At 46.3% G+C, this 25,925-nt stretch carries 17 protein-coding genes; 4 read left to right on the forward strand and 13 right to left on the reverse strand.

The features are described from left to right. Positions 1-102: 102 nt before the first annotated feature. A complete protein-coding gene (locus EL173_RS14360) occupies positions 103-1,431 on the reverse strand; it encodes a M20/M25/M40 family metallo-hydrolase (RefSeq protein ID WP_005690655.1) in 1,329 nt (442 codons plus the stop codon). Positions 1,432-1,455: 24 nt separating this feature from the next. Beyond that, positions 1,456-3,066: a peptide ABC transporter substrate-binding protein gene (locus EL173_RS14365; RefSeq protein ID WP_005690654.1), complete on the reverse strand. Its 1,611-nt coding sequence runs from the start codon at positions 3,064-3,066 to the stop codon at positions 1,456-1,458. 930 nt (positions 3,067-3,996) lie between these two features. On the opposite strand from EL173_RS14365, the gene EL173_RS14375 reads away from it, so the two are divergent. Then, complete coding sequence (locus EL173_RS14375) at positions 3,997-5,205, forward strand: hypothetical protein (protein WP_014571709.1); 1,209 nt, start codon at positions 3,997-3,999, stop codon at positions 5,203-5,205. Positions 5,206-5,447: 242 nt separating this feature from the next. Then, positions 5,448-7,520: a helix-turn-helix domain-containing protein gene (locus EL173_RS14380; protein WP_005690652.1), complete on the forward strand. Its 2,073-nt coding sequence runs from the start codon at positions 5,448-5,450 to the stop codon at positions 7,518-7,520. A gap of 341 nt (positions 7,521-7,861) precedes the next feature. On the opposite strand, the gene EL173_RS14385 is transcribed toward EL173_RS14380, so the two are convergent. The 11 genes from EL173_RS14385 to yycF all read right to left on the reverse strand — a co-directional run bounded on the left by EL173_RS14385 (position 7,862) and on the right by yycF (position 23,312). After that, positions 7,862-9,472 carry an MFS transporter gene (locus tag EL173_RS14385; protein WP_005690651.1) on the reverse strand — a complete coding sequence of 537 codons (1,611 nt, stop codon included), beginning with the start codon at positions 9,470-9,472 and terminating at the stop codon, positions 7,862-7,864. Positions 9,473-9,547: 75 nt separating this feature from the next. Further along, positions 9,548-11,593: a glycosyl hydrolase 115 family protein gene (locus tag EL173_RS14390; protein ID WP_005690650.1), complete on the reverse strand. Its 2,046-nt coding sequence runs from the start codon at positions 11,591-11,593 to the stop codon at positions 9,548-9,550. Positions 11,594-11,887: 294 nt separating this feature from the next. Continuing rightward, positions 11,888-13,714: a heavy metal translocating P-type ATPase gene (locus EL173_RS14395; protein WP_005690649.1), complete on the reverse strand. Its 1,827-nt coding sequence runs from the start codon at positions 13,712-13,714 to the stop codon at positions 11,888-11,890. A 450-nt stretch (positions 13,715-14,164) separates the two neighbouring features. After that, positions 14,165-14,605 carry an Hsp20/alpha crystallin family protein gene (locus EL173_RS14400; RefSeq protein ID WP_005684999.1) on the reverse strand — a complete coding sequence of 147 codons (441 nt, stop codon included), beginning with the start codon at positions 14,603-14,605 and terminating at the stop codon, positions 14,165-14,167. Between the two features lie 160 nt (positions 14,606-14,765). Continuing rightward, the gene (locus EL173_RS14405; RefSeq protein ID WP_005685001.1) at positions 14,766-15,170 is read right to left on the reverse strand and encodes an iron-sulfur cluster biosynthesis family protein; all 405 of its coding nucleotides are present in this window, start codon (positions 15,168-15,170) and stop codon (positions 14,766-14,768) included. A gap of 591 nt (positions 15,171-15,761) precedes the next feature. Continuing rightward, positions 15,762-17,096 carry a S1C family serine protease gene (locus EL173_RS14410; protein ID WP_005690646.1) on the reverse strand — a complete coding sequence of 445 codons (1,335 nt, stop codon included), beginning with the start codon at positions 17,094-17,096 and terminating at the stop codon, positions 15,762-15,764. Positions 17,097-17,535: 439 nt separating this feature from the next. Then, complete coding sequence (locus EL173_RS14415; protein WP_024305740.1) at positions 17,536-18,354, reverse strand: MBL fold metallo-hydrolase; 819 nt, start codon at positions 18,352-18,354, stop codon at positions 17,536-17,538. A gap of 72 nt (positions 18,355-18,426) precedes the next feature. Continuing rightward, a complete protein-coding gene (locus EL173_RS14420) occupies positions 18,427-19,224 on the reverse strand; it encodes a two-component system regulatory protein YycI (protein WP_005690644.1) in 798 nt (265 codons plus the stop codon). Positions 19,225-19,279: 55 nt separating this feature from the next. Then, on the reverse strand, positions 19,280-20,683 hold the full coding sequence (locus EL173_RS14425; protein ID WP_019728425.1) for a YycH family regulatory protein: 1,404 nt from the start codon (positions 20,681-20,683) through the stop codon (positions 19,280-19,282). Next, positions 20,673-22,583 carry a cell wall metabolism sensor histidine kinase WalK gene (gene walK, locus EL173_RS14430; RefSeq protein ID WP_005712091.1) on the reverse strand — a complete coding sequence of 637 codons (1,911 nt, stop codon included), beginning with the start codon at positions 22,581-22,583 and terminating at the stop codon, positions 20,673-20,675. The genes EL173_RS14425 and walK overlap by 11 nt, the downstream gene beginning before the upstream one ends. A 15-nt stretch (positions 22,584-22,598) precedes the next feature. Next, positions 22,599-23,312, reverse strand: a complete 714-nt coding sequence (yycF, locus tag EL173_RS14435; RefSeq protein ID WP_005685008.1) for a response regulator YycF — start codon at positions 23,310-23,312, stop codon at positions 22,599-22,601. A gap of 368 nt (positions 23,313-23,680) precedes the next feature. On the opposite strand from yycF, the gene EL173_RS14440 reads away from it, so the two are divergent. Together EL173_RS14440 and EL173_RS14445 are read left to right on the forward strand one after the other, a co-directional pair. After that, on the forward strand, positions 23,681-24,355 hold the full coding sequence (locus EL173_RS14440; RefSeq protein WP_005690640.1) for an alpha/beta fold hydrolase: 675 nt from the start codon (positions 23,681-23,683) through the stop codon (positions 24,353-24,355). 93 nt (positions 24,356-24,448) lie between these two features. Beyond that, positions 24,449-25,897: an ABC transporter substrate-binding protein/permease gene (locus EL173_RS14445; protein WP_005685011.1), complete on the forward strand. Its 1,449-nt coding sequence runs from the start codon at positions 24,449-24,451 to the stop codon at positions 25,895-25,897. Positions 25,898-25,925: the final 28 nt, after the last annotated feature.

Genomic DNA, 25,925 nt, shown 5'->3' on the forward strand with positions numbered 1-25,925 from the left:
ACCGCGCCGATACCCGGCTTTTTTCGTTATCCTGATCACAGGGTTGGATCACTTGTCTGCCATTTCTGCTATGACCTATGACGGACAGCATGCAGAACGTCACTAAGCTGCTAGTTCGGTCACCAGTTGCGTTAGATAATCGATAAATCCTAAGTAATCCGCAATGGCAACATTTTCGTTTGGGCCATGCGCGGTCGAGTTAGCATTACCGATGCCACAGGAAATAATCGGCGCATGATTGACATCATAAAAATACTTCATTGGCCCGCTGCCAGGGGAGTTTAACTCAACTTGGACATCATCATCTCCATAAGTGTCACGCGCCAATGCTAGCGCTGTTTGCACGCGTGGGTCGTCAGGATCGGTGCGAAATGGCGGTTCGCCGAGAAAGTCCGAGACCTCAATATCCGGGTAACCGCCTGCTATGAGTGCGGCTTTGACCAGTCGCACCGTCTCAGCTGGCGTCTGGTCCGGAACCAGCCGCAGATCAATCTTGGCCAAAGCTGTATGCGGTAGAATCGTTTTGCCAATGCCTGGGCCTTCATAACCGCTTGAAAGTCCGTTAATGGTCAAGCTAGGGCGATTATACAGAGCTTCTTTGATCTGATCGTCTGCCACCGTAGCCGGACGGGTGATCCCATAATTCTTGGCAAAGGCTGCATAATCAAAGTCAGCTTGGTTAATGAGTTGCTTTTGGGTCGCCGTTAAAGGTTTGATCGCATCAAGAAAATGCGGAATGGTGATCTCATCCTGAGCATTTTTCAAGGTTGCCAGTGCCTGAACTAGCCGCCATGCCGGATTCTCTGTCACCGCGCCGAAACTGGAATGAAGATCGAAATCAGCGGTCTTGACACTCATCTGAAAAGCAACACCGCCTTTGACGCCCAAAGAGATTTGAAATTTACCTTGCTCATTTCGTCCACCTGATTCCCACAAGCAAAAATCAGAAGCAAGCAGATCGGCATACTGAGTCAGCAGGTCATCAAGATGGGGACTGCCTTGCTCTTCTCCGCCTTCAACCAGAAACTTAATCGTACATGGCAACCCGCCTTGTGCTTGCAACCGGGCAATCGCTGCCAGTCGCGCTGCTAATTCACCTTTATCATCATTGATGCCGCGTGCATAGAGATGAGTAGCGGTTATTTTCAATTCAAACGGGTCACTTTTCCAAAGCTGCAGCGGCTCGGCCGGCTGGACATCGTAGTGATTATAGAAGAGTAATATCGGGGCCTCCGCTGTTTGGCCGGGAAACACTGCATACACTGCCGGATTGGCACCATCCGTCCGTAGAATTCGGCTGGTGGTGGCACCTAGGTCAGTAAATTGTTGCTTTAAAAAGGCTGCGGTTTCGGGAATCTGATTTTCAGCCGCCAGTGAAACGGACTGCAGTCGAAGATATTGCGTTAAAAAGTCTTGCATGGGAAGCGTCATCGTGACACCTGCTTTCTGGTTAATTTATTTGAAGTATGCATAGCGATATTCAGCCGGTTGCAACATGCTGTAATGCAAGCCGCCAACTTTCGTGTTAATCAGGCGGCTGTTGGCACTTTGATAAACAGGAATGTAACCGGCCACGTCAATTACCCGGGCATTGGCAGCAAGTTCTTGTTGATAGCGTGCGGTTGCGCTTTGGCCGTTGGTATCATTCACTTTATTCATTAAAGCTGTATACTCGTGATCGCTAAATTTCGAAAAGTTTGAAATATTATCAGCAGTGGCGGTGTTTAGATAATCTGAGGGGTCTTGAATCGTTGAATTCCAGCTCATCAAGACAGCATCGAATTTGCCATTCAATGATCGCTGAATCCGCGTCATTTTCGGTAAGCTATTCACGGTAACTTTAAGTTGCGGCAGGACTTTGGTGAGCTGACTTTGTAAATATTCGCCCACTTGTTTATCGGTACCAACATCGGAAGTGAGAATCGTAAAGCTGATGCTGTCGGTATGAAGCTCCTTCAAAGCTGCTTTGAGATAGGCCTTTGCCTTCGTCGGTGAATAGGTTAACGGTGTTTTGGCATCGCTGGTGAAATCTTTACCTGTCGTCGGATTGGTTGCCAATCCTTTAGGGGCAAATGCCTTAGCCGGTTGCGAACCATCTTGCAAAACTTTGCTGGTGAGAGCTTGGCGATCCAAGGCGGCGGAAATGGCACGCCGTAAGTTGACGTTGTTCAGTTGCGGATTCTTGGTGTTGAGCTGCAGGTAATTCATATTCGCAGCCGGCGTTTTGCTCAATGCCGGATTGTCCGCTTCTTTTTGGATCAAGTTGCCTGATAACGGTGCATCATCCAGCTTGCCTGTAGCGAAAAGATTATCAACGGTACTGGAATCTTTCAAAACATTGACGTGTACATGATTGATTTTCACCGACTTAGCCGCATAGAAGTTCGGGTCTTTGACATAATCCCAGCTGTCACTGGTCGTATTAAAATGCTTAATTTTATAAGCGCCATTGGTCACAATTTTGTCGGCAGCCGTGCCAAACTTCTTGCCGTAACGCTTAACGGCAGCTTCATTGGTTGGATAATAACCGGTCATCTGACTGGAAAAATAAGGCGTTGGCTGGCTCAACTGAATCTTGAGTACGTACTTACTAGGTGCGGAAACGCCCAAAGTATCCGGCGACTTTTTTCCAGCGACAATATCCTGATAATTCGCGATCGCATCGTATTGATACGCGAATTCGGTTTTAGTCTTGGGATCAACAATGCGTTTGAGTGAGTAGACAAAATCCTTGGCGGTCACAGGCGTCCCATCGCTCCATTTGACATCGCGCCGTAACGTCAGCGTGTAGGTCTTGCCATTGTTGGTTGGCTTAACAACCTTTGTGGCCATTGCCGGAATGATTTTGCCGGATTGATCGTGATCATAAAGCGGCGTCATGATCTGCTGAAGGATCCCGCCGCTGGTTGCATCAACCGCATGAGCCGGATCAAGTGAACTGGCTTCCGTGCTGACTGCAACGTTGAGCGTTCGCCGGTTGGTTGCTGCTTTTGCTGACTGGCCGCATGCGGCTAAAAGGATGGTGACGCCTAGGAGACTAAGACCTAGTGAGAGCTGCTTCTTCATTTTGTACACCTCGTGAAAGTATTTTTGGTGGTGGAATTTGGTACAGGCGAAGGAGGGGGAGTGCGGATGGTGAGGCTTGGGGTAGCTGGGTGCTTTTTGATATAGAGGCCTTTCGTTTGGTTGCGGTAAAGTGGACCGCGTGTACGAGGGGGAGTTCTATTTTGGGCACTTGGTTGGTTGGGGCTTGCGTTCTATAACGCGCTCGCCAGCGCAGAAGTCTGCGTGTAAGGACCTCAGCCGCAATGGCCAAGGGCGGGCCATCACGCCCGAGGCCGCTTACACTCCGATCCCTAACCGCGCTGGCTCGCGCTCACACAAAAAAACCGTCCATAACAAACTTCTTGTTAAGGACGGTTTCCCGCGGTGCCACCTTAGTTTGATCATGAGACTGCGCCTAGGTATTGTGTCATTTGGCAGTTTCTGATCACGCTTAGCCCGGGGCCAACACCCCGGCGACAACTGACGTATGCCAACACGTTTCCCCGTACTTGCGGTGCTTTCGGGGGAACCCTCAGTGGTCCATTTACTGACTTGCGTTCGGCCGGACTCTCAGCAACGCCGGCTCTCTGTGCGTGCACCATCAGCTTGATCTCCACTTCAAAGGTTTGCATGAACGGTTATTTGATTACTTGCAACTCTAACCGTTTGTCAGGTTATTTGTCAAGCGATATTTAACTAAAAAGCTTGACAAACTTTTTAAGCTAAAGCGCCAGACAACAAAATATTGAAAAAATTTTTTTAAATTTAGACAACGTTAATAAAGTCAAGGGCTCGCAAGTTTTGCTTCACCTTACCAAACTTGCATTCAACTAGTAAACCCCTTATATTACAACTATATTAATGTGTAACAAAAAAGAACCATTTCGTGACCTGTTTGCAATGGTCTTGTTAAGTCCAGCCCGTACCATTAGGATATTGGAGGTGGCATCAATGAAGCGAAAACATATTTTCCAAGTCTTGGTCGGCACCTTGATTGCAGGGTACTTGACCGTTTTCTATGGGATGCGGAATACGATCGATACCTCATTTACACAACATGCCGTCCAAGCGGCAACGGAACAAACTAACCAACTATACACATCCACGAAACGCGCCTTTCCAGCCAAAAACCTATCTAAGAATGCAGTGACATCTACGCAATCCAAGCTTGAGCAATTAGCTCAGAATGTGGATGATCGCGATCAGAAGAAAGTTGTCCTCAAAGATAAACAGGACGCTGACGCTGCCAGTCATATGCTGACGATTGAAGAAACCGTAAAAACACAAAACGGTAATCTGGCTCAGACTGCTGAAGACGGTTCCCGTGCCAACGCAGCTTACAAAGCAATCGCGAATACCAAACCTGAATTTGCGGCTGACTACCAACAACAAGTCAATCAGCTTTACAAGAAGTCGCTAGCCATTGCCCAAATTCAAAAATTATACCAAGATCAGAATATGCAACATCCAAAGGCAAACCTCAGCAGCGACAGCATTGATCTTGCCGTCAATGCCGTCGAAAATGTTGAGAATCAGGATTTTGCCAAAAACGTTCTTCCCCTAGTTCAAGTAGCGAGAAATTCCCAAGAAAGTAACGACTCAAACATTGCGATGGGCCAAAACAGTGCAAGCAGCCAGAGCAAACAGACGGACCAGCAAACGTCTGCTAGTGGTGTCGAACCAGCTAGTGGCGTAGGAACAACAGCTGCAGCTTCAAGTCAAAAGACGCCATCTAGCAGCTCCAGCCAAACTCCATCTGAATCAAGCCAGCCGTCCTCAAGTAACCCGGCTGGCAGCAGCACTTCAGCTTCTGATGATCAAGGCCAGTCATCATCAACCCCTGCTTCAACGGGTAGCATTGAACCCCTGACAACCGTGCTTAGTGGCGGCCTTTACAAAACTTACGATGATGCTGTCGCCGCTATTAAGGTTCAAGGCAAATCTGTTGACGACATGACCGTCAAGTCAGTCACCATGAGTGATGGCTCTTACCAGTGGACTTGGGGGCCAAACGGTGATAGCGGCAGTCAAGCTAGCAGCAGTAGTGCCTCAAGTAGCGGTAGCGATGAAAGTAGCAGTACCGGTACTTCAAGCAGTTCCAGTCGTGCTGCTTCTTCACCAAGTTCCAATGCCAATCAAGCTTCTAGTCAAGCAAATTAATTGATCATTCGTTTTCATAAAAATGCTGTCATCTGACTTGGATGACGGCATTTTTCTTTTGTCTGGATCTATCAATTATCAGTACTGACGAGGGATTAATGGTTCTGTTGTTTTATTTATACTATTTTTCCCGTATGCTTAAGATAGCAATTAAATTTGTTATGATTTCGGATGTTTAGATTCTGAATAACGCGTTCGCCAATGTAAGGATCGCGCTTCAGCTAAGACGAGGAGGTAGTATCGTGCCAAGCATTTTCAATGGCGTTCCCTGGTATGATCAGCATCAACAAGTCGTTAATGCTTCTGGCGGCTGTTTGATTCAAGAAAATGGTAACTATTATTTATTCGGTGAATATCATCAACCTGATTCAATTACCTTTGCCGGATTCTCACGGTACGTGTCAACCGACTTAGAACATTGGAAAGATACCGGTCTCGCACTTTCTCCTCAGCCGTCTGGTCTTTTAGGTCCGCATCGAATTGGTGACCGTGTCAAAGTGATTCAAGCCAAAACCGGGCAGTATATCATGCTGATGCACACCGATGATGAACGTACATTTGATCCGGTTGTGGCGTATGCTACAGCCGATCATTTAACCGATACGTTTGAGTTTCAAGGCCCGCTACGTTATGAGAACCAAACAATCCGCATGTGGCATATCGGTAGTTTTACAGACGATGATGGTACTAATTATCTGTTAACGCATGAAGGTGACATCTATCGCCTAGCTGCTGATGGAAAAACAGCTGAAGCTAAAGTCATTAGTAATATTGCTCCTGGCACCGAGGCTCCTGCAATGTTTCACTTCAACGATCATTATTTCTTTCTGGCATCACAAAAAACCAGCTGGGATCATAACGATAATATTTATTTTACCGCTGACCGTTTAAACGGGCCTTGGACACCACACGGCCCATTTTGCCCATCAGGAACATTGACTTACAACTCGCAAACCGCTTTTGTCACACTCATCACGACTGCAAAGGGAACGGTTCCTTTATATTTAGGTGATCGCCACACTTACCCTTACCTGAACAACAGCACCCATGTCTGGTTACCATTAACGGTCAACGGTACTGAGTTATCAATTCCTCATTATTGGCCAAGATGGGATTGGTATGAACAAGATGCCCAACCGATGACTTTTAATTCCTTGGCATGGACTGGCCAGACAAGTGATGCTAGCGTAACCCTTTCTTTTTATGGCACCAATATTACGATCACCGGACAGACCAGTCCCCAAGGCGGTTTTGCTAAAATGACGCTTCGTGATAAAGAAGGGCATATCAGATCTCAAGTTTATACAGACTTTTACAGTATCCTGACCGAGGAGACGGTCTGTTTCCGTTCACCCACTGAGCAACCCGACCATTATCAACTATTGATTGAAGCAATGGGCATTCACGGTGACTGGTATGATAAGTCGCGTCGACGCTATGGGAGTGACGGTAATCATGTAACGATCAGCGGTTACAGTATTGATAACCCCACTGATAAAGATACTAAAGCCGCTGTGACCTACCACGCTAGTAAACAGGCATTTATGATTCATAAAATGGGCCATCACTGGACGCAATCAGCAGTGGCAAGACCTGAAGGCAGTGCTTATTACCAATGGCTGCAAAGTGACATTGGCGAAGGGGAGCTGACCATTGGCGACCAACAAATTCATTTGCGACCGGGTCAAGGCATCCTCATTAATCTTCACACTAGTTACGCTTATCACCCGGTTACATCCCTTTGGCAGACCAGTTATCTTAGTTTTGGCGGTACGATCATTGACGCAATGATCCCGGGTATTCACACTTCAAATTCAATCTTCTTTCCAGTCCTTGGCTCAGAAGTGTTGGGTTTTATCCATACCCAAATGCGCCATCGTCATGAACATCATTACCAAGACGAACATGCCTCATCTATCATCCAAGATTTCTTAACCAAGCTAAAACCTTATACCGCACGTTTAAAGGCTGATCCTACCAAGCAAAAACTAGCTGAACAGACTCTAACTTTATTACAGCAGCATTTTGAAGAAGACCTAACCAATGACCAGCTTGCGGAAATGACAAATTATAGTGTGCAATATATGTTGCAAACTTTTCATGAGTTATATCAAACAACACCGCGGCGTCTTCTAACGATCTATCGGATTATTAAGGCAAAACAATTGCTGATCGAACAACCTGATCTACCATTATTGCAAGTCGCTTTACAAGCAGGATTTAACTCCGAAACTTATATGATTCGTGCATTTAAACGCCAGGAAAACTTGACACCAGGGCAATTTCGCACAGTTGTCCATCAATTACGTTCGTGACAAAGCCGGTGTCGCTTTGGTTCAAGGTCTGTCAACGTTTGATTACTCTGCAGCTAAGCAAAAATCGATCCAGACAGTATGAAAGTTGCTTAAATACTACTGTCAGAATCGATTTTTTAATAATCACGTTCTTTTTAACTTTTTTAAATCGAACACAATCTTGCCGTTCTTTTAAGTTTGTTCCGACTATCAACTATGACTATTCAAAAAAACCTAGCAACCCTGGGAGTAGACGTTGCTAGGCATTTATGATGATCTAAGCGAATTCATAAGCGTGAAAAGAATGGCTTTTTCGGGGTAGCATCACCTCCTTAAATTAGGTATTTGTGACTGACAAACGCTTATTTAGTTGACGTGTCAGCAGGTGTGCTAGTCTTCTGATCGTTTCTGCGCCAGAATTCAATTGAATCGTATGGTACCCCTGTCAATTGTTCACAAACGCGTTTGGTATCAGGCTTAACGTCCTTCATGCTGCCGCCTTTTTGTAAACGGGTTAACTCAGCGGCTAAGACATTAAAGGTCTTCTTACTGAGGTGGAACCGGCTCGCAAAGAACATCGCGATCAGGATCATAATGCCCACGCCGCCAGAAACGATAAACAGAATCATATTTGTGGCACTTGCAGGCTGGCTAACCGCACCGCTTGTGGACTGGCGGAAACCGGAAACATCAAGCAGGTATCCAGCAACAACTGAGGCCAGGCCTTGACTGATCTGGTTGATGAAGACCATGACTGACGCAAACAAGCCAGCACGGTTCTTACCAGTAACCAAGGTATCCACATCAGGAATGAACGGAAAGACATTCCACGGAACAAAGTAAAGGATGTACAAACCAATTTCATAAAGCAACGTGCCAACAATCAGCCAGATCATAATGCCGGCTGGCTTAGTTAAACCAATGAAGACCCAGTCAATAGCACTGATTAAAATCAAGGAATAGCCAAACAGGTACAAGGAACGTGGTGAAATCTTAGTCACAATGTAACCAGCTAAAATGGTAACTGGTACAGATACAATACTTAACGATTGCAACATACCGGATACACTTGTTGATTTACCAAGTACGAAGACAATGTAGTAAACAAATGTGGTGGACCATAGAATCGAAGCGAAGTAAGAACTCAGATAAATTCCCATGTGCGTACGGAAACTCTTAATCTTGAAGGTAGAGAAGTAGTTGCGTAGTTCTGACTTCAGTGAACTCTTCTTACCGCCGTTATCTTCAAGCGCTTGAGCTGCTAACTTCTTAGCTTCATTCTTGGTTACGAAGTGTTCCCATGTTGTCTTATAGGTAATCAGAATCAAGAAGAAAGTGACAACTGAGAACATGATCTGCATAATCAGATATGGCATCGGGGACGTTTTCGGATAGAAGCGGAACAGTTGGGCTGGCACAAATTGAGCTAACATGTTACCCAAACCGGCAATCACCATCCGCGTTGTTGACAGGGTCGTCCGTTCGTTGTAATCCTTGGTCATTTCATTTGGCAGTGTTTCCCAAGGAATCTGTAACACTGACATCAAGACAGTCGTGATGACGTAGGTGATCAGATAGTACCAGTAACTCATCCCGGCAACCCATAAAGTGATTGCAAACAGGACAGATGGTGCAGCTGCCAAAATGAAGATGTGGCGACGGCCAAACATCCGGCCGATCTTATACTTGTAAATATTATCAGAGATATTGCCCATGACCAGTGAAGCAATTGCATCGGCAACCCGGCCAATCAGGAAGATAGTCGCACCTTGACCAGCTGACAAGCCACAAAATGTGGTGTAGAAGAACAGCAACCACGCACCAACCAAACCTTGCATGGAAATACTGAACATTGAAAAGACACCGAATCCTAATGATCGGCCAATTCCGATCTTCTTACCACGAGCATGGTAAATACTCTTAGAAGCGTATTCGTCCCAACCGTCGTGGACAACGCCTTTTTTATTTTGCATTGTTTTTTTCCTCTTTTATAAAGTTTGTACAGTTAACGGCAAAATGTGGATGCCGAGAACTTACTTGTCAATTAACTACTTTTCGTCAATGAGTTGTTCACGTAACTTCTTAGCAATTTGATCATCCGAAAGTGCCAAGTGGGTGTTAGAAAGTAACATAACCCGGGCATCTGCTGGCTCCATCAGATATTTACGTTCCCATACATCCTCATCTGACCCGTCGCCTAAGACGCGCAGATAAGAACGCAAGCGCCGTAACTTGATTGCATTCAATTCGATGTTTGAATAGGCATCATTATGGAAAAAGTCCACCCATTTTGGTGATGGATTGTCCCGCCGCAAACGGATAATTTCATCATTGGCACGCACAGCCTCATCTGCACCAAGGAAGGCATGGACAATTTCTGCCTGCTGATAATGACGGTAGGCCTGAATGCTAGCACGTAAGGCATGGAGTGAACATGCGTGGACAGCAATTCCCAACAACATGTCGTTATAGAAAAGCCGCTGCGGTTGTTGACCCATAATATCTGCGTAAACTTGAACGGCTCGGCGATACAGGCGATCCCATTCCGCGTATTTTGTATCAATCAACTCTGTAACCTTGGTAAGCTGATCATCGAGTGAAACATCGCCTGTCAACCATTTCATTTCTTCAAGTTGTGGGTAATGACCCATCCAAGCTTTGACAACTTTCCGGATTAGATAAGTAGCGAACTCATCGCCGGCTTTTTGGTCATCGTGTGGGCCATACTGGATGGGTGCCTTGAAATAATCTTCGTAGATCGTTGTAATTTCTTTTTGAGCTTCGGAATAGTAATGTGATACATAGTCCTTAATGATCGCTTCTTCACTATGTACCTGATAGTCTCGGCGCCATGAACGGGCAACTTCGCGAATAAATAAGATATGCGGTTTAACATTGCCGACGTTGATTAATTCCAAAGTATCCATCTTAGCTTTGCGAACTTTTTCAAGCTCTTCAGCCACAAAATGCGGACTGTTTGGCAATAATGTCAGGAAACTGGATGCCTGTAAATCATGGAAGGTGACATGATAGTAGATACCCCGAGCGCGGTGTGCCTTATTAGGAATGGTCAAAACTGGTGAACGCGGATCATCATCCCATTGCCGCCGAGAGACCATCTTGCCATAGCCATTGTCAGCCCAGATCTCAATCACGTCTTGTGGCAATTTAAGCAAGCCTTTATTGAACAAACCCGTCAATTCACCGTAAATGCTAACTGAGCATTGCGCACCTGGATCAAGTTCTTGAACCATATCGTATTGAAGTTTGATGGTATCATTAATGACTTTCGCTTTTTCCTCATCAGTCCACTGATGTGACGCATCATCCAACCAAAACGGTCGATCGCCCTGACCCCGGAACCCTAATCCATAAACCACTTCATGCCCACGCTGTTCTAAAATGCTATCGCGCCAAAGCTTTTTAAAGAGTTCAGGATATTTCAAGTAAGAAGCTTCAAGGGTAGGATAAACACGGGCAAACATTTCCGATCCAAGTGGTTCAGCGTGGTGATGGGCGATGATAAGACCCATGTCACGAGCTCCATTACGATGATAACGGCTTTCTTTATCGGTCCCCGGAACGACAAGATTACCGCCAACCCGAAGTAAGGTTTCGTAGATGCGATCCCAAACGTAATCTTTGGAATCGTGATCCTGCCAAGCTGCAACCAGCAATTCATCGTTAACGAACCAACCACGATACTTTGTCTGGAAATCGGGTAAATGTTGACTGAAGTCGGTCCAACTAACTGTCGATTGCTTCTTAATAGGCGTATCCATAAAGTACCAGAAGTCATCAATTCCAAGCACTTCACGAGAAACAGCTAAGGCACCATACATCAAGCCACGGGTCGTTGCTGCAACAATTTCAACTTTCCGTGGGCTAACATAATGCATCGTGAACGTATCAGGAACTTTTTGATCGGCATCTTTTTTCAATACCAAAGTAATTTGATTCGCATCTGCCTCGCCAGTGGTTGCTTTTTGAATATCTCTTTGTAAAATATCCACAGCGTTTTTTAAAACCGGATTTGCCATATTATCGGTATGAACATCCGTTTTTCTAGAAATAACAAAGGTGTCTTTTGACATACACAACTCCTTCTTTCATGTAACTTACTTAAACTTCTGCTTTCAATAATTGCTTGAACACCCGTTGTCATGAGGTGTCTTGAAACTTTTGTGAACTGATATATTAAAACCTTAATTACAAAAAGATTGTAGCGCTTGCAGTAACCGCTTCCAATAAACTAGTTTCTGCAACCATTGCACTCGTTACTGTTGTTCACTGTTTAACATCCTATGTACAAAAAAAGGTTCAATCAGATGCGCTTATATCGCGCGTATCTGATTGGACCCTGAAATCTCTTGATCTTAAATTGTTAATTAAGCACGTGCTTCTGCGCGAACCGGATCAACCAACGCCTGCCGATGCAAGCCATTACGTGCCCGCAGCGCGTATAAAATGGTGACCGTATCGACGACTTCTTGCAACATGGCGCCAATAATCGTTGGAATCACGCCGAAGCTGGCAATGAGCATCAATCCGGTACAAATCGCAATCCCGATCAGCACTGACTGCTTGGCAATGACCATGGTTTCTTTGGCAATCAAGGTTGCTGCTGCCACTTTTGCTAGATCATCGCGTAACACCACCGCGTCTGCTGATTCACTGGCAGCCGTTGCGCCATGTGCACCCATGGCAATCCCAACATCGGCAATCGCCAGCGATGGTGCATCGTTGACCCCGTCACCCACCATGACAACGGGACGATCATCCTTAGGCACATTGTCCAGCACTTCAATCTTTTGCTGCGGCAATTGCTCAGCATACACTTGGTCAATACCGACTTCTCGAGCGACCTTATCGGCAATGGATTGTTGGTCACCAGAGATCATGATCAAGTTGGCATCGTTTAATTCGTGCAATTTGGTCATGGTTTCTTTTGCTTCAGGCCGAATTTGGTCGGAAAAGGTAATGGCACCGGCATATTGGCCATCGACATTGACATAAACCGCCGTTGTATCCAAAGTCTCTTTTGCACCGGCGAACTCAGCCTTGCCGACTTTAACCTTATGCCCGTCAACGGTTGCATAAACACCGAAACTAGTTGCTTCACTGACTTCGCTTGCCGGCAGCCGATCTGCTGCTGGCACTGCGTCTGTCAACGAGCGCGCCAAGATATGGGTCGATTGGCCTTCTGCACTGGCAGCTAGATTCAAAAGCTCATCTTGGGAAAAACCGGCCTGCGGTAAAACTGTCGCGACTTTCAAAATACCACGGGTGACGGTTCCGGTTTTATCAAAAGCGAAAGTCCGAGCGTCACTCAATTTTTCAAGGGTGGTCCCCGACTTCACAATAATCCCGTTACGGCTATTGCGACTCATACCCGAAACCATGGCAATCGGTGCCGCCAGAATCAATGGACAAGGCGATGCGACAACCAGTACCTGTGCAAACCGAACCGGGTCGCCAGATAAGACCCAACCCAAGCCGGCAATGACATAAGCAACTAACGTAAATGGTACCGCATACCGGTCTGCCATCCGGACGAAATGAGCCGGACGAGCTTCGGATTCCTTAACAAGTTTAATGATTCCCTGATATTGACTGTCTTCTGCTCGCTGCGTAACTTTAACGGTTAATGCCGAATCCCCGTTGATCGTCCCAGACATGATGTCACTACCTGCGTTTTTGGCAACTGGTTTGGATTCACCGGTCAAACTGGCTTCATCCACCAAACTCTCGCCTTCCAAAACCGTACCATCGACTGGAACAACTTCTTGAGGCTTAACCAAAATCGTCTCGCCCACTTGAACGGCATCAACGTCAACATCTTCAACGTGGCCATCAACCAACCGATGAGCTGTCGTTGGTGCGTTTTCTAATAACTGCTTCAGTTCACTGCTGGCTTTTGTCGCAGCATAACTTTCCAAGGCGTCCCCACCAGTCAGCATCAGCAAAACAATCATCGCTGCCCAATACTGACTGACTGCCAAAGTGGCGACTACCGCCGTAATTGCTAACAAATCAACCCCGAAATTACCTGAACGAATGGTCTTGACCATGCCGCCGAACATAATCAAAGCAATAATTGACCCCATGACTGTAATCAGTCCCTGAGCAATCAATGGCTGTTTTAATATGAACGCAAAGACCAGCGCCACAGCACTCACAACAAGCACCATCATAAGCTGCCAGTTCTTCTTCATTGTTGCCAACCCCTTTTCCTAAGTACCCCAATTATAACCATTACAATTTAAAAACGCAACCCTTTTTAGAACGAATATAATCTGGACGTTCAAATCCTGTAACCGATATAATTCAGTCTAGGCTAACTCAGTAAACGATAAGGATGGCAAGTGTTAGCTCGGAGCTGTTTTCTAGGCCTTCACCTAGACAATTCTCTTTTCGGTTATCCTAAATGTTTACCTTCTATTATACGCTTTTACAGCGAAACGAATCATTAATTTGAACTTATTTCCTGTTTTCAGTGACCTCATCTGCTCTGAAGAAGCTGCTACTGCTGTTACTTTCTTCGTCAGGATCGAATGACCGGTAGCTAGTTGTTGCTAAGCGCCCCTGCTCACGCTCGAAAAAGAGCCGGATCAGTTTCCCGATCCGGCTCCTCAAGGTATTCATACTAGACAAACAGATCCGATTCAATCGATCGTAATCTGATGCCCTTCCTGCTGCTCAGCTGCCATCTTTGGTAAATCAATGGTCAAAACGCCATCACTGACTTTAGCACTAATCTTACCTTCATCAACGCTTGGCAACCGATAGCTGCGGCTCATGCGGCCATAGCTGCGTTCAGACATTAGCATATTGCCTTCCTTGTCTGAATGATCAGCCTGTTCCTCATGTTTAACTGCAATGCTGAGAACATCATGGTCATAGCTTAAATTGATATTTTGCTTCTCGATTCCAGGCACATCAACCTTCACAACATATGACTCGTCATTTTCCTGAATATCCGTTTTCAGCAGGCGACTGTTGTCAACCCCACGAGTTGGCGTAAAGCTGTCAAAAATATGCCGTCCCAAATCATTGAAGAATGGATCATTCAACCAATCATTCCGCCGCATAAGATCATTAGCCATCATCGAAAACTTCCTTTCATTTTGAAGGTTACGACTTCCTCTTCCGAACATCTTTAGTATAACACAAAAATTAGCACTCGTCATGTTAGAGTGCTAATTTGAATTTTCTGCTATTTTGATTGTTTGTCGTTTTACAGGTTCAGCGGATTATGATCGTACATTAACAAATCTTGCCGCCTAGCGATTTCATTTCCTCACGGCGTTTGTCATCGTTTTGCGGCGTTGAAGTTACCTGATTAAGGGTAACGGCACCGTCTAAAATACCACTATCATCACGCAAGGCTAACGAAGCATTTTTAAAATCAAGCGTCAGGCCGCTTCCGAAATAATCGGTTTCCGGATCGCCTGTGGTCAGCTTCAAGCCCGCATCATTTTCCAGTGGCAGTGCATAGTCTTGGTCGTCCTGATTGGTCACAACAATTTGGTACTTATTGCCAATAGCACAGGAGCCGCCTAGTTTCGAATACTTACTTGAGCCATCATCTAATGCCAGAAACAAATGTTGATCCTTTGCAACGTGCTCGTTCAAGTACGTCACTGCAGCTGGTTTAATCGTGATTTTCATGACGGACCATCCTTTCAAATACATTGTGCACAATTCTTTTACCTATTTCATCGTAACCACTTCCGCAACCGAAGTCAAATGTTAAGTTTTTCGCAGCAAACAACAGGTTGTCCACACCGGTTATCCACATGTTCAAAACTAAAGGCCCAAAATATAGTATTAAGTATGTCCATTGACACTAAATAGACGATTCAAAAAATTCAAGTAAAAAATTTTTCGACAACGTTCATCCACAGTTTTTAATTGTTCGATTTCACAAAGTTCAGCCGCTTAATCCCGCTCCAGCAGCCGGGAACAAACGTTTTGTCACAAGTCAAAAAAGTTTATCCACAAGTTATCCCCAGTTTGGTGGACAACTTACTCACACCCGGAAATCTTAGTTATGAACAGTATCCACAGAGTTATCCACAGGCTAGGGCATCTTTTTACGCAAAAGTTACCCACTCTTGACAAATCTTTTACTTGAACTTTTCCACAGATTAGCGCTAAAACTTTCGTGAAATTCTGAAGAAACCGCTTTCGACTAATTTCGCTGAAAGAGCAAAAGAGCCTCGATCAAAAGACGAATCTTTTAATCGAGGCTCTCATCATTTAATTCTTCAAATCACTTGTTGTCTGTGAAAGTTTTATAGAAACGGTTTGCTGCTCACCTTTACGATACAAGGTCAGTTTGACGGTATCGCCGACTTTATGCTTATACAGTTGCGTGTGTAGCGCAGCGGTATTGGAGACGCTGACACCATCCAGCGCAGTGATGACATCATACTGTTTCAATCCTGCCGCCTTAGCACTGCTACCACTGGTAAAGCCGCCGACAACGACCCCACCGGTAACACTTTCAGGTAGCTTCAAAACGGATTTTTGCTGACTAGCAGAAACGGTGGACAAGTCGCGCACTTCAATGCCTAGCGCTGGCCGAACAACTTTACCATTTTCGACCAGTTGATTGATGATCGAAACGACTTCATCACTTGGAATCGCGAAGCCCATCCCTTCAATCGTTGCTCCTTCAGAACTGCTGCTCGAGCTTCCGGATAGCTTCATTGAATTAATTCCGATAACCTGACCTGACAGATTGATCAACGGGCCACCTGAGTTCCCTGAGTTGATCGCGGCATCCGTTTGAATAACCGTTGCCTGTCCGGTGGTGTTACCACTGCTATCGGTCACATCAACGGTACGACTCTTCGCACTGACAATCCCTTGCGTCACACTGGTAGCATATTGTGAGCCCAGCGGCGACCCGATTGCCAAGACAGTTTGCCCGGCTTCAATCTTGCTAGAGTCGCCAAAGCTGGCAACTGTGTTAACCTTACTGCCATCAATTGTCAAAACCGCCAAGTCAGACGTTGAATCGGTTCCGACTAAACTGGCTGTCAGTTTGGTTCCATCGCTCAAAATAACTTCAAGCTTATCCGAACCGCTCACCACATGGTTATTGGTGACAATATAAGCCTTGCCATCTTTCTTTTGATAAATAACACCAGAACCTTCGCTGGCCTCTTCAAGACTTGATGAACTACTGCTCGAACTACTGTTATTTTGGTTATCCTGGCCAAAAATGCCTTCAAGCCCGCCAAAAGTATCCAGCCCATCGCTGTTACTTTCAGCCTTTTGCATGTTAACAACTGAGACGACTGCGCCTTTAACCTTTGCAAAAGCCTGCTCTGAAGCACTGCTTTGATTGACTGAAACATTGGAAATCTTGGTCGTTCCGGCTTTACCAGAGGTGTCGGTCACGCCAAGGCTTGTCGTATGGTTGATCGCCCAATAGGCAGTACCACCACCAACACCGCCACCAATCAAGGCAGCCACAACAGCAACAATTGCAGTCTGCTTCAAACCATTCTTCTTCGGTTTTTCCGCCGACCGTTGCGGCTTCTGATCCTGTGGCGTCTCCTGAAAGTTATGACTTCCGTTATCCATAACGGTTTCCTCCTTACGGGCATTCTAACTCACCCTGTTTACAAAGATTATTGTAAGTGACGATTTTGACGAAACTATGAACAACATCGGTATTTTTTCGTGAGCGCGAACCGGCGCGTTTAGGGATCGGAGTGTAAGTGGCCTCAGGCGTGATGACCCAGGCTTGGTCATTGCGACTGAGGTCCTTACACGCAGATCCCTGCGCCGGTGAGCGCGTTATGGGCGTAAATCAGAACATTAGTGGCCTCGGACGTAATGACCCGAGCTTACCCATTGCGACCAAGGCCCTTACACTCCGACTCCCACACCAGTAAACGCGTTACAACGAGCGCAAACTGCCACGCGCATCCTCCCCAACCCACAAAAAAACCGGCCAGCTTACATGCTTCCATCTAAGTCGTCCGCTTTTCCACACTGCTAAAACTGCTTTCAAACCGCTTCACACAACAAACAACGGGTCGGCAACTGCCGGGTCAGTGTCATAAATATGAAAGTCATGATCCACCGCCAGACCTTGCTGTGCCAACAACGACGCCACGGTTAAATGCGCCAGTGGCTTATTGTTGTTATGCGGTGATAAATGCCCCAGATAAATCCGCTTCGTCCGCAAACCGATGACATCCATCAAGGCATCCGCACCATCCTCATTGGACAGGTGCCCTTGATCGCTTAAAATCCGTTGCTTCAACGGCCACGGATACGGACCCGTCCGCAACATTTCAAGGTCGTGATTGCATTCCATCACATACGCATCGGCATCGCGAATCGTCCCGGCAACCCGATCTGAAACGTAGCCCGTGTCGGTTAGGATAGTGAAGGCCTTGCCGTCATGATGAAATTGGTAAAACTGAGGCGCGGCAGCATCATGCGAAACGCCAAAACTTTCCACATCCAAGTCACCTAACGTCAAAGTTGTCCCCATATCAAACAACCGCAGCTGTGCTTCAGGGATTTTGCCCACACTTTTTGGTAAAGCTGCAAACGTCTTGGCATTCGCATAAACGTTGAGCTGCGGATAACGTCGCGCCAACACGCCTACACCACGCACATGATCGCTATGTTCATGCGTGATAAAAACACTGTCAACATCGGTTAGATCTCGACCGATGCTCTTCATCAGTGCTTCTATTTTCTTGCCTGACAAACCGGCATCCACTAACACCTTGTGACCAGGCGTTTCAATATAGGTTGCGTTACCTGAGCTGCTGCTGGCAAGGACACTGACACGCATCCCAAAATCTTCGCCCACGATCACCATCTCCAAACTTTTTACCATTTAGTCAACTGCCTGATCTAAGCAATCGGCTCTCACTGCCGTCCATTCTACCACTTAACTGTCATTACGGTTTTTCATAACTGTTCGAGTGATCGCATTGACACGTTTTACCGTGACATTTCCGGTCGAACGATTCTTGACGCCAATGTACCAAGCCGGGACATAAACCGTACTGCCTTTTGCATCAAGCAGGTAACTATAAGCCAACTGTGTGGACACAATCGCCGAATTATTAGGGATATCATTGTCACGATATAAAGCAATGACAGCATCCTGTTCACTCATCAAGCTTAAATGATCCCGCAAAATGTTTAATTTGGTCAGATAAGTCTGTGTATAACTAACCAGACGATTATCGGATACATGCAATGTCACTGCCGCACGCCGATCGTAAATCAGTCCGGCTTGGGGATGCTGGGCAAACACCACGCGTTCGTCATTAGAGAGCGCCGGTGCATACTCATACTCCTTGCCATGGTAGACATTGTTTTTAACAAAAGTCTTCATCTGGCGCAGTTCCTGATTCTTCTTTAACGTTATGGGCACATCCAGATTGGCCTGCAATTCCTGATAATCGCCTTCGCTAATGGAAACCTGCTGCTTCACCAGGTTCGTGTGTGCCGCGGTTAATGCTGAGTTGGCTTGACTTGCAAGATAATCGCCTTTGGGTGTCTTTTTGCTTAAACGTGGCAGCTTAATTTGATCGCGCGTAATGTCCGTGATGGTTGCCGCATCGCCACTTTTAATCGTTGCCAAGTCAACCTGCTGCGCCTGAAAATAGCTAATTCCCAGGAAAATATTCAGGCCGACAAACACAACTAGAAAGATCCATTCAATCCGTCGAAAATCCACAAAATCGCCTCCCTCAGCAAGCAGTTTATTAGCTTGTCAGTTAGTTAAAGATCCGTTATTGCGTTGGCTCAGATTCGCTCGCACTACTATCATCATTGCTCGGCGTCGCAGTCTGGCCACTAGCGGCATTGGCAGACGCATCGCTACTATGATTCAGCCAGCTTTGATAATCCCGATATTCGCCTTTCATCTCAACATAATAAGTCGGCTGCAAATCGACCACTTGCTGATCATTGCTGCTACCGGTCCACTGGTAACCAATCAGGATATCCGTAATCTGACTGGCACGATAGCCCGCAGCCACTAACTGATTCACCACGGTAGCAGTTGCCGGTAAGGTTTGTGCCGGTTGATTTGTAGGAATCGGCACTGTCAGATTGGTATTAGAGAAATTAATCTCCTGTGACGTCTGCGTATACCGAACAGTAACGTCGCCTTTTTGATCCACATTAAAGATCGGGAACCCTTGCGCATAGGTTTTATAAACCACTTCACCACGGCTGGCATCATATTGAAAATACCGCATACTAGCCAGGTTTGTCATCTGTAAATCGCTAAGTCCTTTGAAGGTTGCGTGCAGGAAATTAGTTAAGCCACTGTCAGGAAATGTTGCCGTATAGTTTTCAAATTCAATCGCACCAGTTCCCGAATCAGCGGTCATTCGTCGAGTTGAACCCGCAGTATAAAGCGTGATATCACCAATTTCACGTGCATCGACATTGCTGGCGGTTTTCGATGGCATTAGCAGGGAGACATAATAATTGGCACTTTGTTGATCCATCAGATAAGCATATGGCGGCAGTTTGATTGGCTGCGTAAAGAACGCAACTTCGTGATTGCCTAACCGCTTTTCTTCAATCGGAAAAGCGCGGGTAACCTGAGTCGTCACAAGCTTTTGGAGCTGATCCTGTGAGACGTTGGCTAACTTGGCTTCGTAAACCCTGCGCGTGGCATCGTTTATTAAGGTCAGTTTTTTAACCGCACCGTCTAAGTTCACCAAAACCCGATTAAAATGAAAATCAGAGGCTTTGATTTGATCTTGCTTGCTAAAAAACCACTGTTCAAACTGTTTAAAACTCATGACGTCTTGATAGATAAGTTGCAAGTTGCCATCTTGTTCAAGGTAAGTTTCATAATTAGCCGGCGAGACTTTGCCCACCGCTTTAACCTGCGTCATATGCCAATCCGCCATTGCTTGTTGAACTTCATGGCCGATATTGGCATTGGCTTTAAATAGCAGCTGCTTTTGACCACGATGCGTGTAATAAACTTGGTTAGGCAGGTAAACGTTGCCTTCCATTTTTTTAACATTCGGATCATTTTCGGTTGTTACCTGCACGTTCGATGTACTTCGGCGCTCCAGCCGCGATGGATTTCGCCAAATCAATGACGTAAAGACGAGGCTTAAAATAACCATGGCGATCAGACTCACGCGCAAAATCCAACTACTAAGCTTCATCCCAGTCATCTCCTCCATCGGTAATCGGTTCGTATGGCAGTGAGATATAGAATGTGCTGCCACGGCCTTCTTGTGAATCGACCCAAATGCGGCCATGTAAGGCTTCAACGACTTCTTTTGAAATCGCCAAGCCTAGACCGGTTCCGCCTTGTTTGCGGGAGCGTGCCTTATCAACGCGATAGAAGCGATCGAAAATTTTACCCAGATCCTGACGCGGAATTCCTAACCCTTGATCGCTGATGGACAAAATCACGTGGTCATGCGTCTGGAATAGGCGCGCGGTGATTACGCCGCCATCCGGACTATACTTAATTGCGTTATTCATGATGTTATCGATCACTTGCATGAACTTGTCTGTATCGATTTCAACCCAAAGATCTTCGTGGGTAATTTCCCGCTTAATCGAATAACGCTTCTTTTGGCCATCCGGCTGTGGCAACGGTTGTGCAGTCCGCGCCTCACCGGTGTGTTCGTTATCCGTCTTGAGCATCATGTCAAACCGATCCAACACATAGTTGAAGAACTCATTTAAATTGACGGTTTCAAGGTTGAACTTACTGGTACCGGAATCTAAACGCGACAGACTCAGCAAGTCGTTAATCATTCGAATCATCCGGTCAGTTTCCTCTTGCGTAACATTTAGAAACTGCGGTGCCAGCTTAGGATCTTTCCACGCACCATCACTTAACGCTTCAATATAACTGCGCACTGAAGTCAACGGTGTGCGCAATTCATGTGACACATTGGAAACAAATTCCTTACGATCGCGATCAATCTTTTGCTGCTCCGTTACGTCATGCAAAACCGCGACCAGTCCCGAAATAAAGCCGGTTTCGCGTTGGATCAAGCTAAAATCAACCCGCAAAATCAGATCATGATCAAGCTGCTCCGAAAAATCCAACAACAATTCAGTCTGGTGCTCAAGTAAGTCACGCAAGGTATAATCCTTGGCGATATTGAGTAACTTCAAAATCGAAACACCAATAACATCCTCATTCTTGGTATTGAGGAAACTCAACGCGGTCTGATTAATAATGATGACATTACCGCGACGATCAGTAGCAATCACGCCATCGGTCATATGCGCCAACACGCTATCCAACCGGCGCCGTTCCGCTTCGGAGGCTTCTTGGGCTTCTTCAACACGCACGCTTAGATTATTGACGGCGACTGCAAGCTGCCCAAGTTCATCCTGCCCGTAAATTCGAACCTGGCCGGAATAGTCACCACGAGCCATCCGAATCGCCTGTTTTTTCATTTCGTCAATCGGCCGGGTAATCGCGCGACTAATGACAATGGAAAGTAACGTACCCAATAAGCCAGCGACTAAACTGGAAATCAGAAAAATACCAACGATTTTATTAATACTATCGTAGGCTTGCTCCATTGATGCTGAAATGGCAATTGCGCCAATGACCGAATTATTGTCGCCGGTTGCGTTCGGATTCTTAATCGGCACAACTTTGTAATAAGTCGACCCTGTACGCTCCCGATATTCATATCCTTCGTATTGTTGGCCAGAGTACAACGTGTTTTTAATGTTGGAATTAGCTGACTTTTGGCCAACATTAGTCTGGGCATTAATATCACTGTCACCGCGAATCGTTCCTTTTGCGTCAATCACTTGTAGATCAGCCGAATTGGCAATATCTGCCTGACTCAAGGTGCTTTTAATATCGTCATTGGCATTGTCGGTATCGGTGCGCAACAAATCCGCGGCCAGCTTATCTTGAATATAGCTGTCCACGTTAACACTCGTCTTGAACTGTTCAATGTTTTGCTGCTCTAAGGTCTTAACAAAATAAGCCCCGATCATTTCCAGTGTCACGACCAGCAAAAGAATAAAGACGATCGCGATTTTAAAGTGAATTGACTGAAAGAAGCGAATCTTTTTATTCAACAGTGGTGCTCCTAATTATTCAGCGTCAGGATTTCGCAAATAATAGCCTACGCCGCGTCGGGTCACCAACCACTCAGGATGGGACGGATTGTCTTCGATCTTTTCGCGGAGGCGGCGAACCGTCACATCCACAGTCCGGACATCGCCAAAGTAGTCATAGCCCCAAACTGTCTGTAGCAGATGTTCGCGGGTCATAACCTGTCCCAAGTGGCGGGCAAGGTAATGCAGCAATTCAAACTCGCGGTGGGTTAATTCGATATTCTCACCGCGTTTGGATACCGTATATGCGTCCGGATGAATCGTTAAATCGCCAACTTCCAATTCACGATTGGCTTCGTCTTCCTCACTGCCGGCAGCATTGGCTGATGAGGTACGGCGCAAGTTAGCTTTCACCCGCGCAACAAGTTCTCGATTGGAAAACGGCTTGGTAACATAATCATCTGCCCCAAGCTCCAGTCCTAACACTTTATCAATTTCGGAATCCTTCGCCGTCAGCATAATAATCGGCGTGTCATGTTCTTTACGAATTTGTCGGGCAACTTCAAGCCCATCAATTTTCGGTAACATCAAATCAAGTAAAATCAAATCAGGTGATTCTGATTCGACTTTCTTCAAGGCTTCTTCGCCATCATATGCAGTGACGACATCATAGCCTTCTTTATCCAAATTAAACTTGACGATATCAGAGATAGGCTTCTCATCGTCAACGACCAAGATTTTTTTCGCCATCATCGGCCCTCCTTGGTTTAAGATACACTTCTATAGTATAACGGTTTTAAAGCAAGAGCGCGAGCAGGAGCGGTTAGCAATCGGAGTGTAAGCGGCCTTAAGCCTAAATGGCTGGGCTTTGGCCATTTAGGCTTGAGGTCCTTACACGTAGATTGCTGCGACTGCGAGCGCGTTTAGGAAAGTGTCATCCCTTCCTCGGTCTACGCTTTAAGTGACTTCCGCTGCTTCGATCCGACTCCGCGGTGATAGATGCAGCCCCCCGCTCCGCCAGCTCTTACTTTCCGTCCCAGATCCCGAAACAAGGTACCCTTCCCGCCGCTACTTACCGTAAGTTAACACCCCACGCATGAATTTTTGGAGGTTATTTTATGTTTTTCCACCACGATCATCTGAAGCTCTACTATCAAAAAAGCGGCCACGGACCGGCGATTATATTGCTACATGGCAACGGTGAGGATCATACACTCTTCGCCGACTTAATCACGTATCTCGCCCCGCATTATACTGTGATTGCCTTGGACAGTCGTGATCACGGTCAAAGTTCGGCTACGGACCGGCTTAGTTATGATGCAATGACGTCCGACGTTTCAGCTTTAATCACTGAATTGGAGTTAGCCCGGCCGATCATACTCGGCTTTTCTGATGGTGGCATTATTGCTTTGCTGCTGGCAATTCGGCATCCCGAACAAGTCGGCGCTTTGATTGTTGCCGGGGCGAATCTGACGCCTCAAGGTTTACGCTGGTATTCGCGCATTCTTTTTCGTATTGCCGCTGGTCATCGGCCGTCTCCTAAGTTAGCCATGATGCTCCATGAACCGCAAATCACCCCGCAAATGCTGCATAGGATCACCGTGCCAACCTTAGTGCTAGCGGGCAGCCGCGACTTGATTACACGTAAAGAAACTTTTACGATTGCCAGTTCGATTCAAAATGCCGAATTGCATATTCTCCCCGGCGAAAACCACAACTCATATATTCGCGACAACCACAAGCTTTGGCACCTTATCAGACCGTTTCTGGCCGGACTGCAAGCGGTCGATTAAAATGAATTATTTTTGTATATTTAACATTTTACTTGCATATTCACTCCAATGAGTATATATTCAATCCATAATCATTAATGAGGAGTGAACTATATGCGGGGAATCAAACATTGGGCGGTCGCGATCATTGCGCTGATCGCTATGATCGTCGGCTTCACCAGTTATCAGCCGGTTCCAACGGCAGCTGCCAGCAAAGACTTAGCGGCGATTCAAAAACGCGGCTATTTAGTCGTTGGTCTGTCCGCCGACTACGCCCCATTGGAGTTCCACGCCACGATTAACGGTGCTGACACAATCGTCGGCGCAGATATTTCCATGTCCAAGCAAATCGCTAAGGACATGGGCGTGAAACTACAAATCAAAGAAATGAACTTCACGGCGCTGATCGGGGCTTTAAAAACCGGCAAGATTGATTTGATCGTCTCCGGTATGTCCAAAACACCTGAACGGGAAAAAGAGGTTAACTTTTCAACGCCTTACCTGTATGAAACGCAAGTCATGGTCATTCGCAAGGCCGATAAAGCCAAGTATAAATCGATTGCCGACTTTTCCGGAAAACGAGTAGGGGCACAAAAGCAAACGACGCAGGAACAGCTTGCCAAGACTCAACTGCCCGGTGCAAAAGTCACGAGCCTGGATAAAGCAAATGATGTGGTTGCACAAATTTCGTACAACAAATTGGATGCCGGGGTTTTGGCTAGTACCATTGCCGACTCCTATGTTGCCCGGACACCGAGTTTAACCGTGATTGACCCGCATTTTGCGACTGACAAAGCCCCAACCGCCATCGCCGTCAGCAAGCAATCGCCTGCCTTGTTAAAACAAGTCAATAAGACGATCAGCAAGGTTAAAGGTGCCAAATACAAGAGTTATCTGCAAGCCGCCTACAAACTACAGGATCAGGATCAAGGCTTCTGGGCTAAGTACGGTAACTACTTTATCCGCGGCGCTATTTATACTTTGGTCTTCGCGGTCTTAACAGTCTTATTCGGAACTATCATCGGCACGCTGCTTGCCTTGATGAAACTCAGTCGCAATTGGCTGGCTAAAGTGGTGGCTAACATCTACATCGAGTTTATTCGGGGCACGCCGTTGTTGGTTCAAGCATTCATTGTCTTCTTCGGTACGCAGATTCTCGGTTTAGATCTCAGCGCGTTTGTTGCCGGCGCGATCGCCATGGCCATCAACTCCGGCGCATACGTTGCAGAAATCATTCGTGGCGGGATCAATTCCGTCCCTGTCGGTCAAACCGAGGCGGCTCGGTCTTTGGGTCTGCACCAAAGCCAGGCAATGCGATACGTCATTTTGCCACAAGCGATGAAGAACATCTGGCCGGCATTAGGCAATGAGTTCGTCACCGATATTAAGGAAAGTTCGGTCTTGTCCGTTATCGGTGCCACCGAATTAATGTTTGAAGGTACCGTTGTGCAAGGGGCCTCGTTCAAGCCATTCCTGCCACTGGTCGTTGTCGCCATTCTTTACTTCATCATGACGTTTACCCTATCACGACTACTACGCCTGATTGAAAAACGGTTTAATTAACATTTGCTTTAGCACGCCTGCCATAACG

Source organism: Lacticaseibacillus rhamnosus (genome assembly GCF_900636965.1).
Taxonomy (GTDB): domain Bacteria; phylum Bacillota; class Bacilli; order Lactobacillales; family Lactobacillaceae; genus Lacticaseibacillus; species Lacticaseibacillus rhamnosus.

What these genes read in the sequence shown, in the direction of transcription:
- EL173_RS14425 (WP_019728425.1), bottom strand. Translation starts at nt 20,683, where the DNA reads ATGAAGCTTAGTAGTTGGATTTTGCGCGTGAGTCTGATCGCCATGGTT.
- EL173_RS14445 (WP_005685011.1), top strand. Translation starts at nt 24,449, where the DNA reads ATGCGGGGAATCAAACATTGGGCGGTCGCGATCATTGCGCTGATCGCT.
- EL173_RS14375 (WP_014571709.1), top strand. Translation starts at nt 3,997, where the DNA reads ATGAAGCGAAAACATATTTTCCAAGTCTTGGTCGGCACCTTGATTGCA.
- EL173_RS14360 (WP_005690655.1), bottom strand. Translation starts at nt 1,431, where the DNA reads ATGACGCTTCCCATGCAAGACTTTTTAACGCAATATCTTCGACTGCAG.
- EL173_RS14405 (WP_005685001.1), bottom strand. Translation starts at nt 15,170, where the DNA reads ATGAAAATCACGATTAAACCAGCTGCAGTGACGTACTTGAACGAGCAC.
- EL173_RS14385 (WP_005690651.1), bottom strand. Translation starts at nt 9,472, where the DNA reads ATGCAAAATAAAAAAGGCGTTGTCCACGACGGTTGGGACGAATACGCT.
- EL173_RS14415 (WP_024305740.1), bottom strand. Translation starts at nt 18,354, where the DNA reads ATGGTGATCGTGGGCGAAGATTTTGGGATGCGTGTCAGTGTCCTTGCC.
- EL173_RS14395 (WP_005690649.1), bottom strand. Translation starts at nt 13,714, where the DNA reads ATGAAGAAGAACTGGCAGCTTATGATGGTGCTTGTTGTGAGTGCTGTG.
- EL173_RS14400 (WP_005684999.1), bottom strand. Translation starts at nt 14,605, where the DNA reads ATGGCTAATGATCTTATGCGGCGGAATGATTGGTTGAATGATCCATTC.
- EL173_RS14390 (WP_005690650.1), bottom strand. Translation starts at nt 11,593, where the DNA reads ATGTCAAAAGACACCTTTGTTATTTCTAGAAAAACGGATGTTCATACC.
- EL173_RS14410 (WP_005690646.1), bottom strand. Translation starts at nt 17,096, where the DNA reads ATGGATAACGGAAGTCATAACTTTCAGGAGACGCCACAGGATCAGAAG.
- yycF (WP_005685008.1), bottom strand. Translation starts at nt 23,312, where the DNA reads ATGGCGAAAAAAATCTTGGTCGTTGACGATGAGAAGCCTATCTCTGAT.
- EL173_RS14440 (WP_005690640.1), top strand. Translation starts at nt 23,681, where the DNA reads ATGTTTTTCCACCACGATCATCTGAAGCTCTACTATCAAAAAAGCGGC.
- EL173_RS14365 (WP_005690654.1), bottom strand. Translation starts at nt 3,066, where the DNA reads ATGAAGAAGCAGCTCTCACTAGGTCTTAGTCTCCTAGGCGTCACCATC.